The sequence below is a fragment of the Kitasatospora sp. NPDC048715 genome (assembly GCF_043198905.1).
Classification (GTDB): Bacteria; Actinomycetota; Actinomycetes; order Streptomycetales; family Streptomycetaceae; genus Kitasatospora; species Kitasatospora lactacystinica.
This window is the reverse complement of sequence record NZ_JBICVH010000008.1, coordinates 1-15,526: the sequence shown is the minus strand read 5'-3', so window position 1 is coordinate 15,526 and position 15,526 is coordinate 1. Positions and strand designations below refer to the sequence as shown.

The window sequence follows — 15,526 nt, the reverse complement described above, 5'->3', positions numbered from 1 at the left end:
CCCCCGAACGGCGGGTGCGCGCCGCGCCGGAATCTGACCTTCCGGTCAGTAGCCTGCGGAGCCGAACCCCGACACCAACCGGAACGAGGCCCCATGGCTCACCCCCGGCCGTCCCGCCGCTCACTCCTGCGGTCCGGGGCCGCGCTCGCCGCGCTGGCCCTGGCCGGTGGCTGCTCCTCCGACGGCGGATCGGAGGAGCAGTCCGACCGGAGCGGTACGGCTTCGGGCGCGGCCCCGTCCACGAGCCCGGCGGCCGGGGGGTGGGCCATGCCGGCCGAGTCCGGCCCGCACACCCGCACCTTCATGGCCTGGCCGGCGCTGGAGGAGGTGTGGGGCGACCAGCTGCCCGGGGTCCGGCAGGACATCGCGGGGCTGGCCCAGGCGATCGCCGGCTTCGAACCGGTCGTCCTGCTGGCCCGCCCCGACCAGGCGGCCCAGGCCCGGCAGGCCGTCGGCTCCTCGGTCGAGGTGCTCGAACTGAAGGTCGACGACCTGTGGGCCCGGGACACCGGCCCGACCTTCGTCACCGGCCCGCAGGGGCTGGCCGGGGTCGACTTCAACTTCAACGGCTGGGGCGACAAGCAGACCCACGCCAATGACAGCCTGGTCGCCCGCTACCTCCTCGACCACTACCGCATCACCCGCATCCAGGCGCCGATCACCGGCGAGGGCGGCGGCATCGAGGTGGACGGCGAGGGGACGCTGATGGCCACCGAGAGCTCCTGGGTCAACGGCAACCGCAACCCCGGCAAGTCCCGCGACCAGATCGAGGCGAGCCTCAAGGACCTGCTCGGCGTCGAGAAGGTGATCTGGTTCCAGGGCGTCGCCGGGCAGGACATCACCGACTGCCACGTCGACGCCCTCGCCCGCTTCGCCGAGCCGGGCACCGTGGTCCTGCACCGTCCCGCCGCCGACGCCCCGCCGGACGTCTGGACCACCGCCTCCGCGCAGGCGCTGCAGGTGCTGCAGACGGAGACGGACGCCCAGGGCCGCACGCTCAAGGTGGTCGACCTCCCCGAGCCCGACACCGCCCTGATCCCGGGCGCGGGCAAGGACTTCCTGGCCACGTACATCAACTACTACGTCTGCAACGGCGGCGTCATCGTCCCGCGCTTCGGGGACCAGGCCACCGACGACCGGGCGGCCGGCATCCTCGGCGACCTCCACCCGGGCCGCAAGGTCACCCAGGTCGGCATCAACCACATCGCCTCGGGCGGCGGGGGCATCCACTGCGCCACCCAGCAGCAGCCCGTGGCGCCCGGCTCCACCCCGTGACCGGTCGGGCTGCGGAGGGTCGGGCGGCGCGGGGGCGGGCCGCGCGGGTCGGGCTCCGGACGGTCGGGTGACGCGGGTCCGGGCGGCGTGCGGTCCCTCCGCGGACCGTCAGGCGCCGGACGGCCGGGGGGTGGACGGCCGGGGGGTGGACGACAGCGATTCCAGCAGGGTCCGCAGCACCCGCTCGGCGTCCACCGTCCCGTCCAGCGACCCGATGGCGGCGAGTCCGTCCACGGCGGCGGCGAAGGCCTCCCCGAGCGGGACCGGGTCGCCGCCGTCGCCGCGTTCCTCCAGCAGGCAGCGGAACAGGCCCACGAAGGAGGCCCGCCAGCGCGCGTACTCGGCCTCCAGGCTCGCGCGGACGCGTTCGTCGTTGAGGGCGAGCCAGTGCAGGGCGGCGTGCAGTCGGGCCAGGTCGGGGCTCTCGGGCCGGGTGAGCAGCGTCAGGACCCGCTCGGAGCGCTCGGCGTAGCCGCCGGGACCGGCGACCGCCTCCTCCAGCGGCGTGATCCACTCGGGCCGGATGTCCGCCACGACCGCGACGATCAGGTCGGTGCGGTCCGCGAAGTGGTAGTGGCACATCCCGTGCGAGACCCCGCACAGCGCGGCCACGTTGCGGGTGGTGAACCGCCCGGCGCCGTCGCCCGCGAGCAGGGTGCGGGCCGCGGCGATCAGCCGGGCCCGGGTCTGCTCGCCCTTGGCGGAAGCGCGGGTCCGGCCGGGGCCGCCCGCCGCGGAGGCCGTTCGTGCGGCCGTGCCTGTCGCCTGTGTCGCCATGGCCGTCACTGTAACGACCGGGGGAGTGCCGCAGGGGCGCATCGGGAACGATGGCTGCGCAAAGTATTGACCGAGCGCTTGGCCAGTTTTACCTTTTCGGTCAACTGCTGCACAAGCAGTGGACGTTGACATGGAGGCAGTGATGGACGACCGCTCCAGAACCGAGACGACGGCCGCGGAGGGGCTCGGCCGCCGCCGGTTCCTGACGGCCGCCGGGATCGTCGTCGCCGGCACCGCGCTGACGGCCGCGACCGGCGGGCCGGCCCAGGCGGCGCACCGCCGCACCGCCACGGGTGCCGCCGCCGGCGCCGGCCTCGCCGCGGGCTTCCGGGTGCCGCTGGACACCGTCCGGCACACCCGCACCTGGATGGCCTGGCCGGACAGCAGCACCATCTGGCGCAACAAGCTCGGCGGTGTCCAGTCGAACATCGCCCTCATCGCCAGAACCATCGCGAAGTACGAGCCGGTCACCATGTGCGCCAACCCGGCCAGTGTGGCCAAGGCGCGGTCGATGTGCGGCTCGACCGTCACCGTCATCGGGGACGTCCCGGTCGACGACTGCTGGATGCGCGACACCGGCCCGGTCTTCCGCACCGACGGCGCGGGCGGCCTGGACACGATCGGCCTCAACTTCAACGGCTGGGGCAACCACCAGAACCCGCACGGCAACGACGCCCTGGTCGCCGGGCGCGTCGCCGCCTACCTCGGCCTGCCGTTCACCGCCGCCGGGCTGGTCGCCGAGGGCGGCGCCATCGAGACGGACGCGGCCGGGACGCTGATGGCCACCCGGAGCAGCATCCTCAACGCCAACCGCAACCCCGGCATGTCCCAGGCCGCGGTCGAGAGCGCGATGTGCGCCGCCTACGGCGCCACCAAGGTGATCTGGTTCAACGGTGTCGCCGGCCAGGACATCACCGACGACCACGTGGACGCCACCTCCCGCTTCCTCGGCGCGGGGACGGCCGCGGTCCAGATGCCGCTGGCGAGCGACACCGACGCCTGGTCGAACGACGCACGGCAGCAGTACCGGATCCTGACCACCTCCACCAGCGCCCAGGGAACTCCGTTCGGGGTCAGCCAGATCCAGGGGCCCGACTACAACCTGATCCGCTCGACCGACCCCAACTTCGTCGGCTCCTACGCCAACTACTACCTGTGCAACAACGCGGTGATCGCGGCGCAGTTCGGCGACACCAAGGCCGACAGTGCCGCCCGGGCCGCCCTGGCCCGGATGTTCCCCGGCCGCACCGTCGAACAGCTGAACATCGACAGCCTGGGCGCGGGCGGCGGCGGGATCCACTGCGTCACCCAGCAGCAGCCCGCGGCGTGACGAGGCGGGGCCGGGTCCGGCCCGCCGACCGGACCCGGCCCCGGGCGCCGGGCCGACCCTCCGGGACGACCCGGGGAGCCGGCCCGCCGCCCGCTCAGCCCAGGGCGGGGATGTCGTGGGTGGCGCAGTGGATGCCACCGCCGCCGGCCGCGATCGCGTCGATCTTGACCGGCACGATCTCCCTGCCCGGGAAGTACTGCTTCATGATCTGCTGGGCCCGGTCGTCGGCCCTGGCATCGCCGAACTTCGGCAGGTAGACGCCCTTCGTGCCGATGTAGAAGTTCATGTACGAGGAGACGAAGGCGTCACCGCGCCCGGTGATCCGGTCCGGGTCCGGCTGCTGGAGCTCCACCACCTGGAGCTTGCGGCCGGTCGCGTCGGTGGCGTCCTTGAAGACGGCGCGGGCCTGGTCGGCCGAGCGGGACCAGACGTCCGGCGGGGTGCCGGGGAAGGCCTGGTCGAGCAGGACGACGCCGGGGGCGGCGAAGCGGGTCAGGCAGTCGACGTGGGCGTCGGTGATGTCCTTGCCCTTGACGCCCGCCAGCCAGATCACCTTGCTCACGCCGAGGACCCGCTTCAGCTCGGCCTCGACCTGGTCCCGGGTCATGCCCGGGTTGCGGTTGTCGTTGACGACGGAGCTCTCGGTCACCATCAGGGTGCCCTGGCCGTCGGTCTCGAAGGAGCCGCCCTCGGCGACCAGCCGGGTCTCGACCCGCTCCACGCCGTACTTGGCCAGTACCGTCCGGGCGACCTTGGCGTCGTTGCCGCGCTGCTGCTTGCCGCCCCAGCCGTTGAAGTTGAAGTCGACGCCCTTGACCGTGCCGCCCTCCTCGACGAACACCGGCAGGGTGTCCCGGGCCCACAGGTCGTCGACGGCGATCGGCACCACCTCGACGGCCGAGCCGCAGGCCTTCCGGGCGGCGTCCTGCTGCTCGGGGCGGGCCATCAGCACGACCGGTTCGCGCGCCGCGATGGCCTGGGCCAGGCCGGCGACGTCCCGGCGGACGTCCGGCAGCTGCTCGCCCCAGATGTTCTCGGAGGCCGGCCAGGACATCACGGTGCGCAGGTGCTTCTCCCACTCGGCGCCGAAGCGGCGCACACCGGGGGTGCCGCCGGGCTGCGGGGGCGGCAGGGTGGCGCCGTCCTCGATGCCGTTGGGGTCGCAGGCGGTGAGGCCGAGGGTGAGGGCGCCGACACCGGCGCCGACACCGGCGAGGCGGCGCATCAGGGTACGGCGGGACAGGGCAGGGGACATACGGGCACTCCGGCTGTGGTGGTCGGTGCGGTGGAGGATGTGCGGTGCGGCGGCCGCGGCTGCGACGCGGGCCGCCCGGTGGCTACGGCAGCGGTTCGTGCATGGTCGAGCAGTGGATGCCGCCGCCGCCGGCCATCAGGCGGTCGACGTCGATCTGCACCACCTCGCGGCCGGGGAAGGCCGCGGCGAGCGTCTCCCGGGCGGCGGCGTCCTTGTACGCGTCGCCGAACTCGGCGGTGATGACGCCCCCGTTGACGAGGACGAAGTTGAGGTAGGAGTCGACGAACTTGGAGCTGCGGGAGCGGACGGTGTCCGGGCCGTGCACCGGGATGACGTGCAGGCGGCGGCCCCGGGCGTCGGTGGCGGCGGAGAGGATCGCGAACTGCTCGCGGGCGTCCCGTGCCCAGGAGTCGTTGCGGTCCGCCGGCGGCAGCTGCACCATCACCACGCCGGGGCGGACGAACCGGGAGGTGACGTCCACGTGGTCGTCGGTGATGTCCTCGCCCCTGATGCCCGGCAGCCAGATCATGGTGTCCGCGCCGTAGGCCTCCAGGACGGACTCCTCGATCTCGGCCCGGCTCATGCCGCGGTTGCGGTTCTTGTTGACCAGGCTGCTCTCGGTGGCCATCACCGTGCCGTCGCCGTCGGTCTCGATCGCGCCGCCCTCGCCGACGAAGTCCGCGTAGGTGTGGCGCAGGCCGCGGCGGGCGGCGAGGCGCTCGGCGACCCGGGCGTCGTCGTGGTGCACCTGCTTGTTGCCCCAGCCGTTGAAGTTGAGGATCACGGCGTCCAGGCCGCCGTACCCGTCCCGGCGGAACACCGGCGCGGTGTCGCGCATCCACAGGTCGTCGGTGGGGATGGCGGTGATCACCTCCACCCCGGAGCCGCACCGGGACCGGGCCTTGCCGGCGGTCCAGTCGTCGGGGGCGCACATCACCACCGGCTCGAACTCGGCGATCGTGCGGGCGATCAGGGCGATGTCCTCCTGGACGCCGCCCAGGCGCAGTCCCCACACGCCCCTGCGGGAGGGCCAGGACATCCAGGTCCGCGCGTGCGGGACGTCGTCCGCCGGCACCCAGGGGTACGGCCCGGTGGAGCGGTCGTCGGGGTAGTGGGTCATGAGGGTCTCCAGATCGTGCGACGGTGCCGGGAAGGGCGCCGAGGGCCGCCGGATCCCACTCTTCGCGCCGCGACGCGGTGGCGCACCACGGGGACGGGCCGGCGGCAGCACCCTTCCTGCGGCTTCAGGCTCGCACTGACTGAAAGTTCAGTCAAACTCATGGGCGCGCCATAACGCATCCTTGACGGGCTCCCCGCGCAGCGTGACAAGCCCTGCGCGGTCCGTACGGCTCAGGACCCGAGCCGGGCCACCTCGACCTCGATCGCCTCGGTCAGCAGGGTGCGGGCGTGCGCCAGCGGCAGGCTGCCGCTGAGCCAGCGCGTGCTCAGCCCCTCCAGCAGCGCGGTCAGCCGCTCCGCCGCGCCGGCCAGCGCGACCGCGGAGGCCATCGGCCGCACGTCGCCGAGCAGTTCCGCGACCTCCTGCACCCAGATCCGGGTGGCCCGCGCCAGGTCCTCGCGCAGCGTCTCGTCGAACACCGCGCTCGCCCGCAGCTCGCCCCAGGCGGTGCTGTTCTCCCGCACCTCCGGGGTGTCCTGGAGCTCCAGCAGCAGCGTCTGCTCCAACTCCTCGCGGGGCGTCAGCGGCGGGGCGTCCTCGGCACGTTCGGTCGTGTACCGCTCCGCCCGGTCGTTGATGAACTCCAGCGTCTGCCGGAGGATCCCCGTACGGTCCTTGAAGTGGTAGTAGATCAGCGCGGTGGACACACCCGCCTCGGCCGCGAGCTCCTCCACCCGCAGTCCGCGCACCCCGCGCCGCGCGATCACCCGCGCCGCTGCTTCCATGATCGACGTTTTACGACTGGCCACGATCCACCACCTTACCGGCGGCGCGGGCGCCGGTCCCGCCCTCCGGCTGACCGACCGATCAGCCGGAGCCGGCGGCCCGGGCGCGGAATGTGGCGCAGGTCACGCCGGATCCAGAACCCGGGCGCCGGATCTCGCGTCTGGCTGGTGTGAGATCACGCAGGAGAGCACTGGACGAGGTGGACGAGGAGCGCCTCCTCCGGCTGGTGGCCAGGGGAGACCGCGGGGCGTTCGACGAGCTGTACCGGCGTACGTCGCCATGGCTGGCGGTGCGGCTGCGCCGCCGCTGCGCGGACGAGCAGATCGTCGCCGAAGTCATGCAGGAGACCTATCTCGCGGTGTGGCGCGCGGCCGGCGCGTTCGCCGGGAGCGCGGTCGGCGGGACGGCCGTCGGGTGGCTGTGGACGATCGCGGCACGCCGCCTCGTCGACGCGTTCCGGCGCCGCGCCCACCACGCCGAACCGCCGGTCGCCGCGGCCGAGCGGGCCGTGGTGCCCGCGGCCGAGGAGGAGGCGCTCGCCGGGACCGTCGGCGGCGACGTCGGCGACGCCCTGAGACGGCTGGCGCCGGAACTCCGCGAGGTACTGCAGGCCACGGTGCTCGACGGGCTCTCCGTCCGCGAGACCGCCGTCCTGCTCAGACTGCCCGAAGGCACGGTCAAGACCCGTGCCCGTCGGGCCCGGATCGCGATGCGGGAGGCACTCGCATGAGCAGGGAACACGCGTCCAGGCAGTTGATCGACGACTACGCACGTGGCGACACGACGATCGCGGCGGACACGGTCTGGGCACTGGAGGCCCACCTGGAGACCTGCGCGCCCTGCCGGAGCCGGCTGGCGGCCTCCGTGGCCACCGGGGTACCCGGCATCGCCGCGCTCGTCGACACCGTCCGGGCCGGCCTGGAACCGCAGTTGGACGCGGCGGCCGCAGTGGCCCCGCGGCGGCACCGGCCGGGATGGGTGTCGTCCTGGCTGACGCCGGTGATGACCCCGTGGCTGGCCATGACCGCCGTCGTCACCCTGCTGGCGCTGCTGCTGGACGCGGCCGCGCCGGCGGAGCGCTTCGGCGGCGCCTCACTGGTGTCGCTGATCGCGCCGGTGCTGCCGCTGTGCGGCGTCGCCGCGTCGTGGTCCAGCGGCCTGGACCCGGCACACGAACTGACCGCCTCGACCGCCCGGGCCGGTCTGCCCCTGCTGCTCAGGCGCACCACCGCGGTCCTCGTGGTGGTCCTGCCCCCGCTGCTGCTGGGGGGATGGCTGACCGGGACCATGACGGCCGCGCAGTGGCTGCTGCCCTCCCTGGCCTTCACCTCCACCGCCCTGGCACTGGGCAGCGTGGTCGGGGTGACCCGCGCCGCCGTCGGGCTGGCGCTCGCCTGGGGCGCCGTCGTCCTGGCCCCCGCGTCGCTCACCGGCCGCGTCCCCTCCGTCCTGCAACTGGCCCTGCAACCGGACCGGTTGCCCCTGTGGGGGCTGCTCCTCGCGCTCGGCGCCGGCGCCGTGATCGCCCGCAGGGACGCGTACTCGACGCTGTGAAACCCATGTCCACCCTCGAACGTCCACCATCGAAAGGGACCACCGCATGACACCCGTGACGAGCGCGGCCGACACCGCGCCGAAGACCTACGCCTGGGAGATCCGGGCCGACGGCCTGAAGGTCCGCGTCGGACGGAACAAGATGGCCGTCGACGGCCTCGACCTCTCCCTGGGCATCGGCGCCCACGGCCTCCTGGGGCCCAACGGGGCGGGGAAGACCACCCTGATCCGGACCCTGGCCACGGTGCTTCGCCCCACCGAGGGCGAACTGGAGATGCTCGGCACCTCCCTGGGCCGGGCGGGCGACCACCGGGCCCTGCGCCGCCGCATCGGCTACCTCCCGCAGGACTTCGGCTACTACAAGCGCTTCACGGTGCGCGAGTTCGTCGAGTACATGGCCTGGTTGAAGGAGGTCCCGAAGAAGGACGTCCCCGAGGCCGTCCAGCGCGCCGTGGAACGGGTGGGCCTGGCCGACCGCGCCGACCACCGGATGAAGACCCTCTCCGGCGGCATGGTGCGGCGGGCCGGCATCGCCCAGGCCATCGTCAATTCCCCGGCGGTGCTGCTGCTGGACGAGCCGACGGCCGGCCTCGACCCGGCACAGCGGCTGCGCTTCCGCGAGCTGCTGCACGACCTGGGCCGCGACACCTGCGTGGTCGTCTCCACCCACCTGGTCGAGGACGTCGCCGCGGCCTGCTCCGACGTGGTCCTGTTCGCCGACGGCCGCCTCGTCTTCCAGGGCACGCCGGACGAACTGGCCGCCGCGGGCAGCACCGAGCACCCCGGCGACAGCCCCCTGGAGCGCGGCTACTCGGCGCTGCTCCGCACCTCCGGACAGCAGGGGAGCGCCTGGTGAACCGACGTGTGCTGCGAACCGAACTGAAGCGCTCGGCCGCCCCGTGGGCCGGAGCCGTCGTCCTGGGCGGCAGCCTGGCGGTCTTCCTCCTGTACGACGGAATCTGGTCGAGGGGCACCGCCGGGTGGACGGCCCAGTGGACCACCATGGCCATGTGGACCCGTTCCCTGCTGGCCTTCTGGCTGCCGCTCGTGGTCGGCATCGGGGCGGTGTACGGACTGCGTGAACCCCGCTCGCGGATGACCGAACTGCTGACGACCACGCCGCTGCCGGCCTGGCGCCGTGCGGCGCTGCCGGCGGGTGCGATCGCGCTCGCGCTGGCAGTGGGCTTCGGCCTCCTCGTCGTCGTGGGCGGAGCGCAGGTGGCGTTCGGCCCGACCACCTACATGGGCCTCGGCTGGCTGCCGATCTCGCTGGTGGCGGTCCTGGGCCTCGTCGCGGCCGCCGTGTTCGCCATGGGCGTCGCGCGGACGCTGCCCTCCGTCCTCACCCCGCCCGCCCTGGTGGTGGCCTGCCTCGCGGTGACGGGCATGCTGCGCATACGGATCGAAGGGGAGGTGCCGGAGAGCAGGACGTCGAACCGGATCGGCCTGCTGTCCCCGGTGACCGCGGACCCGCGGCAGATGCTGCTGACCCTCTCCGACTCCGTCCACCTCGGCCAGACGGTCTGGCTGCTCGGCCTGCTCGCCACCGGCCTCGCGCTGCTGGCGGCCGCCACCCGCCGGGCCCGGCTGCTCGCGGTGGCCCCCGTCCTGGCCGGCGCCGCCGTGGCCCTGCTGGTCCTGCCGGCCGCCGCGCGCGACAGCTACGTCGTCGACAAGGCCGCCGCGGCCATGGTGTGCGACGGACCGGTGTGCGTGACGCGGGCCAGCCGCTCGCACCTGGCCGAGCTCGCGCCGCGCGGCCGGGAGGCGCTGCGCGTGCTGCACGAGTCCCTGGGCGACAAGGCGCCGACCTCGGTACGGGAGGACACCGCGCTGCGCGCGCTCGGCGATCCCCGCTCGCTCCCCGCCGACGCGGTGCTGGTCGACTTCGACGATCAGCTGTTCATCGATGCGACCGGCAACGACCTGACCCGCGCACTGGTCGCCCAGGGGCTGGCACCGAGCTGCCACGCCCGCACCTCCCGGGAGGGCGGGTCACAGAACGACGTCGCCCTCCAGAGCGCCGTCGTGAGCTGGGCCCTCGGTGACCCCGCCCTCCGGCCGATGGCGGAGCAGGACACCGACGCGTTCTCGCGCAGGGCATGGGCGGACGCCGACGCCCTCTGGCAGGAGCTGAAGGGGATGGCGCCCGCCGAGCAGCGCTCGCGGATCGCCGAGCTGCGCACCGCCGCCCTCTCCTGCACGGCAAGGCTGCGCGAGGTGCCGGTGGGAGGTGTGTCGCGATGAGGTGGCTGACGCTGTACGCGCGTTCACGGCAGGTGCCCGCCTCGGCCGCCGCGGTCGTGCTCGTCGCGCTGGCGGTGTGGGCCCTCACCCGGGGCTACGGCACGGGCGCGACGGATGCGATGGACCCGACCGCGTTCTACCTGCTCACCGCGGGCGTGGCGGCCGGCTCCGTCGGGCTCGGCGGGCAGGACCTCGCACTGGACCGGACGGCCGCGATCCGCTGGGCGCCCCGCCGGGCCGCGCACACGGTGCTGATCGGCGCGGCCGCCGGTGCGGCGCTGCTGGCGGTCCAGGCGGTGGGCCCGACGTTCGTCCCCACCGAGGTCGTCGTCCGGGACAGCGCGGGCCTGGTCGGCCTGGCCGCGCTCGGGGCGGTGCTCTGCGGGGCGCACCTGGCCTGGGTCCTGCCGACCGGCTGGCTGGCGTTCGCCGTCCTCGTCCCGCCGCTGCCGCCCACCACCGTGGGGAAGGCCTTCGGCTGGATGACCTTTCCCCCCGGCACGGAGGCGTCCACCTGGACCGCGGTGGCGCTGCTGGTGACCGGCGGCGCGCTGTACGCCGCTGTCGGCCCGAGGCGCTGACCCAGGGCCCGCCCGCGAGTTCGGCGAGGTCCTCGGGCGAGCGGGCGCAGGTCGCGGAGGGGGAATGTCAAGGATCTTCACTCCTTCGAGTGGTGGCCGATCGTCGATCGGTCGGCAGGGGTCCCCCGGCGGTCAAGACTGACCCCCGAAACGAGCGTCAGCTTTCGGAGGGGGAACGGTGTCGACCATCGGAATGTCCGGCATACCCGGCGCGGTCGGAGCGGATCGACGGCTGCTGGTCAGCGTCTTCGACCCGCAGGAGGCGCGGGAGGCGGTCCTCGGCGGTGCGCGGATCATCGACAGCGAGGATCCGCGCAGCGCGCTCGGGACCATCAAGCCGCGCCGGATCATGGACATCGCGGACGCGGTGCTGGCCGCCCGGCGGGACCTCCCGGTCCAGTTGAGCACCAACATCGGTGAGGACCAGCTGCTGTTCCGGCGCGCGGAGAACGGCCTGGCCCTGCCCAAGTCGGCGTACGAGCAGGTCGGCAAGGCGGCGCAGGCCGCCCTCGGAGTCGCCCTGGCGATGGGCACCCGGGTGCATCCCTGCGGGATCGTCAAGGTCGGCCTGGACGGCATGCGGACCGGTGAACTGGCCGAGGTGCTCGGCGAGATCACGACGACGCTGCGCCGGAGCGAGCAGTTGTCGCACACCCGGGTGATGTCCGTACTGTTCGCCCAGGACCTCGACCTGTGGGACGCCCGCAAGACGCTGCCGCAGGTGCGGCGCGCCCTGGTGGGCCTGCGGGAGTACTACCCGTGCGCGCCGTCCACGCCCGGGGCGTTCGACCTCGCCGAATACGCGGACGCGCTGCTCGACGTGCACGGCGGGCCGCTCTTCGACGGCCGGCGGCCGGACCTGGCCGGGCTGAGGGCGTCCGGCGCCCTGCCGGCGGAGGCGCCCACCGGTTTCGTGGCCGTCAACGAGCCCTTCGCCCACCGGAGTCACGGCCTGACGCCGGGCCGTCGCACCGACCGGGAGGCGATCCGCGCGGTGGTCGAGGCCAGCGCCGCGGCCGGTGCCGACGCGATCATGGTGGACACCAGCATCCTGCTGAAGGTCGCCCGGATCGGACTGGTCTCCACCGCCGGCAGCCCGGAGCTCGCGGACCTCGACCGCCACGACACCGACCGGCACGGTCTGGCCAGGGCCGGAATCCTCTCGCTGGAGGAGATCCGGTTCTTCGTGGAGCTGTGCCACGCCCACGGCCTGGAGGCGAACCTGGCCGGCTCGGTGCAGAGCCACCACGCCCAGCAGGTCTGGCGGCTGGTCCCGGAGCTCGACCAGCTCTCCGCCCGCGGCGGCGTCAGCGCCCTGGCCCGAGACCCGTACGGGAGCACCGGCCGGGGCACCCGGCACGAGCGGACCGTCCGCCGCACCCTGGTGGGCGGGCTGGTCCCGCCCGAGCAGGGCGGCCGGCTGGTGGTGCCGCGGCGGATGACGGAGCAGCCCGGGGCGCTCGACGACGTGGCGGACCTGCTCAAGCGCCACCCCGGCCTCGACGCGTACTCCTCCGACGACCACGGGGTGCTGGCGCCGCTCGGCTGACGGACGACCGTTCCGGTGTCCTGGCCGAGTCCCCCGGATGCCGTTCATCGCCCGTTCGCCGTACGCCGAGGCGCAGTTGGTGGGATCGTCCTGTCAGTACACCAACAAGAAGGAGTGTTCCCCTTGGCCACTCACCCCAGGCGCGGCGCCCGCTCGCGAACCCTCCCGGCACTGGCGGCGGCGCTGTGCGGGATCGTCGGCGCCACCGCGCTCGGCACCACCCCGGCGGCGGCCGCCGCCGACCAGCGTCACCCGATCTACGCCATCGCGCACCGGGTCGACACCCTGGACGGCGTGGACGCCGCGATCAACCACGGCGCCAACGCCATCGAGATCGACGTCTGCGCCTGGTGGAACCCGAACGAGTGGCGCGCCTACCACGACTGTTCCTCGGCCGGCGAGAACCGGCTCGGCCCCAGCTTCGACAGCATGCTCGACCGCATCGTCTCCAACGCCGACGCGGGACGCCGGCTGTCGCTGGTCTGGCTGGACATCAAGGACCCCAACTACTGCGGCGAGGAGCCCAACCGCACCTGCAGCGTCGCCGGACTGCGCGACAAGGCCCAGCGGCTGACGGCCGCCGGCATCCAGGTGCTCTACGGCTTCTACGAGTACCACGGCGGCAGCACCCCGGACGCCGGCGGCCGGGGCTGGAAGAGCCTGGAGGGCAGGCTCGGCCCGCTGGAGGGCATCACCACGACCGGTACCCGCGACCAGGTGCAGAGCGCCTTCGCCAAGTCCGGCGCCGGCTTCCCGGCCGGCCGCCGGGCGATGGACTACGGCGACAGCGACATCACCAAGGGCTTCGGCAACTGCACGGAGGCCACCTACAACACCTGCGCGGAACTGAAGAAGGGAGCCGCCGACCGGGCCGCCGGACGACTCGCGGCCACCCTCTCCTGGACGACCACCTACAACGACCCCTGGTACGTCGACAAGCTGCTGGGCGACGCGCAGGTGGACGGCATCATCGCCGGCTACGGCGCCTTCACCGGCGTGCGGGAGTACGACAACAGCTGGCAGTGCGCCAACGCCGTCAACCTGGTCAAGGACTGGGTGAACCGCCACAGCGGCACCCACCGCATGGCCACCAGCGGCGACCGCCTGTTCAAGTAGGAGACGGCCCGGCCCGACCCGACCGCACTCGGCGCAGGCCGGGTGCGGTCGGCCGCTCTTTGGCGGGGTGACAGCCGGTGGGGTGGCAGCCGCTGGGCGGCGGTCAGCAGGTCGGGGCGGCGGGCGCGGCCAGCGGTTCGTCGTCGGTGCCCGGCGCCAGGCCGCGGAGCAGGTGGGTGAGCAGGTCGTCGAAGACCTCGTCCAGGGCCGGGCCGGAGAGCCGACCGCTCGCGGTCTGGGCGGCCACGCCGTGGACGGCGGTGAAGAGGATGGCGCCGATCCGGTCGGCGTCGCCGGCCCGGATCAGCCCCTGGGCCTGGCCGAGGGCGATGAGCGCGCGGAGGTCGTCCTTCAGCGGCTGCCAGGCGAGCTCCAGTCCGTCCGTCACGGCGGGGTCGTGCTTGCGGGCGAAGGCCAGCTCCAGCAGTGCGCCGTGGTCGGCGGCGAAGTCGACGTACGCGCGGGCGACGGCGAAGGCCCGCTCGCGGAAGCCGTCCCCACTCCTGGCGAGACCGCTGCGGGCCGTGGCGGTGAGCCGCTGGACGCCGGCGAGCGCGAGGGCGTCGAGCAGGGCGCGCCGGTCCTTGAAGTGGCGGCTGGGCGCGGCGTGGCTCACGTCGAGCGAGCGGGCGAGCTCGCGCAGGGACAGCGCGTCGGCGCCCTGCTCGCGCAGGGTCTGTTCGGCGCGTTCCAGTAGCGCGGCGCGGAGGTCTCCGTGGTGGTAGTGGCCCGTTCGCATGGGCATCAGCATACGAGCATGTAGTCATTGACAACATTGTTGTCGGTGTCTACATTGGGGCCCGTGGAGCGGACCCGGGTGTTCGCCGACCGCCGACTGCCGAGCGCCAACTGCCAGCCGCCAACCACAACCGCACCCCGTCGTATCGAGGAGAGTCATGGACTTCGCCCGCAAGACCACCCTGATCACGGGAGCGTCCACCGGCATCGGGGCCGCCTTCGCCCGCGAGCTCGCCGCCCGCGGGTCGGACCTCGTCGTCGTCGCCCGCAGCGAGGACAAGCTGAACCGCCTCCAGCAGGAGCTGACAGCGGCGCACGGCGTCACCGTGCACGTCGTCCCGCTCGACCTCGCCCGCCCCGGCGCCGCCGCGGAGCTGCAGGACCGCGTCGAGAAGCTGGAGGTGACGGTCGACGTCCTGATCAACAACGCGGGCTTCGCGACCTTCGGCACCGTCGCCACGAGCGATCCGACGAGGATGGCCGAGGAGGTGCAGCTCAACTGCGCCACGCTCACCGACCTGACCGCCCGGCTGCTGCCCGGCATGGTCGAGCGCGGCCGGGGCGCGGTGGTCAACGTGGCGAGTACGGCCGCATTCCAGCCGATTCCCCGGATGGCCGTCTACGGCGCGACCAAGGCGTACGTGCTTTCCTTCACCGAAGCCCTGGCGAACGAACTCCGCGGCAGCAACGTCCGCGCCCTGGCGATCTGCCCCGGTGCCACCGACACCCCCTTCTTCGACGTCGCCGGCGAGCAGGCCGCTGTGGGCATCCGCCGACGGCCCGAGCAGGTCGTCGCCACCACGCTGGCGGCGCTGGAGAAGGGGCGGCCGAGCGTCGTCGACGGCTTCCTCAACCGTCTCGGGACCCTGGCGCCCCGGCTCCTGCCGCGACGCGCCACGGTTGCGGTCGCCGAGCGGGTCACCCGGCCGAGCCCGGCGGTCTGAGCATTTGGTCTCCGCCCCGGAGGGGAGTAGTGTTCTCCGGGTTGCCCCACGGGACGGCCCCTCGGAACAAGCTCGAATAGTAATTCGAGAATGACCGGGGAAAACGGACCGAAAAGCTCTGATAGAGTTCGGGAGCGCCGAAAGGCGAAAGCGAATCGAATGAATGAAACTCCGGAAAACGGAGCGGAAAACATCTGATAAGCTGGAAACACGAAAGAACGAAGCCCGGAGGGTCCGCTGGAAGGCGGTCCGAA

Annotated in this window: 15 protein-coding genes; 10 read left to right on the top strand and 5 right to left on the bottom strand. The window is 73.3% G+C overall.

The window, feature by feature from the left end; genetic code table 11:
- Positions 1-93: 93 nt before the first annotated feature.
- On the top strand, positions 94-1,275 hold the full coding sequence (locus ACGFSC_RS16760) for an agmatine deiminase family protein (RefSeq protein WP_359898988.1): 1,182 nt from the start codon (positions 94-96) through the stop codon (positions 1,273-1,275).
- A 108-nt stretch (positions 1,276-1,383) separates the two neighbouring features.
- On the opposite strand, the gene ACGFSC_RS16755 is transcribed toward ACGFSC_RS16760, so the two are convergent.
- Positions 1,384-2,052: a TetR/AcrR family transcriptional regulator gene (locus ACGFSC_RS16755; protein WP_359898990.1), complete on the bottom strand. Its 669-nt coding sequence runs from the start codon at positions 2,050-2,052 to the stop codon at positions 1,384-1,386.
- 142 nt (positions 2,053-2,194) lie between these two features.
- On the opposite strand from ACGFSC_RS16755, the gene ACGFSC_RS16750 reads away from it, so the two are divergent.
- Positions 2,195-3,382, top strand: coding sequence for an agmatine deiminase family protein (locus ACGFSC_RS16750; protein WP_359898992.1), 1,188 nt, complete (start codon positions 2,195-2,197; stop codon positions 3,380-3,382).
- 94 nt (positions 3,383-3,476) lie between these two features.
- On the opposite strand, the gene ACGFSC_RS16745 is transcribed toward ACGFSC_RS16750, so the two are convergent.
- The 3 genes from ACGFSC_RS16745 to ACGFSC_RS16735 form a co-directional block, all read right to left on the bottom strand.
- Complete coding sequence (locus ACGFSC_RS16745) at positions 3,477-4,637, bottom strand: agmatine deiminase family protein (RefSeq protein ID WP_359898994.1); 1,161 nt, start codon at positions 4,635-4,637, stop codon at positions 3,477-3,479.
- Positions 4,638-4,719: 82 nt separating this feature from the next.
- The gene (locus ACGFSC_RS16740) at positions 4,720-5,757 is read right to left on the bottom strand and encodes an agmatine deiminase family protein (RefSeq protein WP_359898996.1); all 1,038 of its coding nucleotides are present in this window, start codon (positions 5,755-5,757) and stop codon (positions 4,720-4,722) included.
- 230 nt (positions 5,758-5,987) lie between these two features.
- Entirely contained in the window at positions 5,988-6,566 is a 579-nt protein-coding gene (locus ACGFSC_RS16735; protein WP_359898998.1) for a TetR/AcrR family transcriptional regulator, read from the bottom strand.
- A gap of 203 nt (positions 6,567-6,769) precedes the next feature.
- On the opposite strand from ACGFSC_RS16735, the gene ACGFSC_RS16730 reads away from it, so the two are divergent.
- From ACGFSC_RS16730 to ACGFSC_RS16700, 7 genes are all read left to right on the top strand, one after another.
- A complete protein-coding gene (locus ACGFSC_RS16730; protein WP_097234875.1) occupies positions 6,770-7,273 on the top strand; it encodes an RNA polymerase sigma factor in 504 nt (167 codons plus the stop codon).
- The gene (locus tag ACGFSC_RS16725; RefSeq protein WP_359899001.1) at positions 7,270-8,097 is read left to right on the top strand and encodes a zf-HC2 domain-containing protein; all 828 of its coding nucleotides are present in this window, start codon (positions 7,270-7,272) and stop codon (positions 8,095-8,097) included. Before ACGFSC_RS16730 ends, ACGFSC_RS16725 begins: the two co-directional genes overlap by 4 nt.
- Positions 8,098-8,143: 46 nt before the next feature.
- The gene (locus ACGFSC_RS16720; protein ID WP_359899003.1) at positions 8,144-8,953 is read left to right on the top strand and encodes an ABC transporter ATP-binding protein; all 810 of its coding nucleotides are present in this window, start codon (positions 8,144-8,146) and stop codon (positions 8,951-8,953) included.
- Positions 8,950-10,344 (top strand): hypothetical protein, encoded by a 1,395-nt coding sequence (locus ACGFSC_RS16715; RefSeq protein WP_359899005.1) that lies wholly within the window; start codon positions 8,950-8,952, stop codon positions 10,342-10,344. The genes ACGFSC_RS16720 and ACGFSC_RS16715 overlap by 4 nt, the downstream gene beginning before the upstream one ends.
- Positions 10,341-10,925 carry a hypothetical protein gene (locus tag ACGFSC_RS16710; RefSeq protein WP_359899007.1) on the top strand — a complete coding sequence of 195 codons (585 nt, stop codon included), beginning with the start codon at positions 10,341-10,343 and terminating at the stop codon, positions 10,923-10,925. Before ACGFSC_RS16715 ends, ACGFSC_RS16710 begins: the two co-directional genes overlap by 4 nt.
- Positions 10,926-11,103: 178 nt before the next feature.
- The gene (locus tag ACGFSC_RS16705; RefSeq protein WP_359899009.1) at positions 11,104-12,474 is read left to right on the top strand and encodes a (5-formylfuran-3-yl)methyl phosphate synthase; all 1,371 of its coding nucleotides are present in this window, start codon (positions 11,104-11,106) and stop codon (positions 12,472-12,474) included.
- A 123-nt stretch (positions 12,475-12,597) separates the two neighbouring features.
- The gene (locus ACGFSC_RS16700; RefSeq protein WP_359899011.1) at positions 12,598-13,590 is read left to right on the top strand and encodes a phospholipase; all 993 of its coding nucleotides are present in this window, start codon (positions 12,598-12,600) and stop codon (positions 13,588-13,590) included.
- 103 nt (positions 13,591-13,693) lie between these two features.
- On the opposite strand, the gene ACGFSC_RS16695 is transcribed toward ACGFSC_RS16700, so the two are convergent.
- Entirely contained in the window at positions 13,694-14,329 is a 636-nt protein-coding gene (locus ACGFSC_RS16695; protein WP_359899013.1) for a TetR/AcrR family transcriptional regulator, read from the bottom strand.
- 157 nt (positions 14,330-14,486) lie between these two features.
- Between ACGFSC_RS16695 and ACGFSC_RS16690 the strand changes: the two genes are divergently transcribed.
- On the top strand, positions 14,487-15,272 hold the full coding sequence (locus ACGFSC_RS16690; RefSeq protein ID WP_359899015.1) for an SDR family oxidoreductase: 786 nt from the start codon (positions 14,487-14,489) through the stop codon (positions 15,270-15,272).
- The last annotated feature ends 254 nt before the right edge of the window (positions 15,273-15,526 follow it).

Bases quoted from the DNA above. Each gene is read 5' to 3' on its own strand.
- ACGFSC_RS16760 (WP_359898988.1), top strand. From the start codon at position 94: ATGGCTCACCCCCGGCCGTCCCGCCGCTCACTCCTGCGGTCCGGGGCC.
- ACGFSC_RS16720 (WP_359899003.1), top strand. From the start codon at position 8,144: ATGACACCCGTGACGAGCGCGGCCGACACCGCGCCGAAGACCTACGCC.
- ACGFSC_RS16755 (WP_359898990.1), bottom strand. From the start codon at position 2,052: ATGGCGACACAGGCGACAGGCACGGCCGCACGAACGGCCTCCGCGGCG.
- ACGFSC_RS16740 (WP_359898996.1), bottom strand. From the start codon at position 5,757: ATGACCCACTACCCCGACGACCGCTCCACCGGGCCGTACCCCTGGGTG.
- ACGFSC_RS16690 (WP_359899015.1), top strand. From the start codon at position 14,487: ATGGACTTCGCCCGCAAGACCACCCTGATCACGGGAGCGTCCACCGGC.
- ACGFSC_RS16750 (WP_359898992.1), top strand. From the start codon at position 2,195: ATGGACGACCGCTCCAGAACCGAGACGACGGCCGCGGAGGGGCTCGGC.
- ACGFSC_RS16695 (WP_359899013.1), bottom strand. From the start codon at position 14,329: ATGCGAACGGGCCACTACCACCACGGAGACCTCCGCGCCGCGCTACTG.
- ACGFSC_RS16725 (WP_359899001.1), top strand. From the start codon at position 7,270: ATGAGCAGGGAACACGCGTCCAGGCAGTTGATCGACGACTACGCACGT.
- ACGFSC_RS16745 (WP_359898994.1), bottom strand. From the start codon at position 4,637: ATGTCCCCTGCCCTGTCCCGCCGTACCCTGATGCGCCGCCTCGCCGGT.
- ACGFSC_RS16710 (WP_359899007.1), top strand. From the start codon at position 10,341: ATGAGGTGGCTGACGCTGTACGCGCGTTCACGGCAGGTGCCCGCCTCG.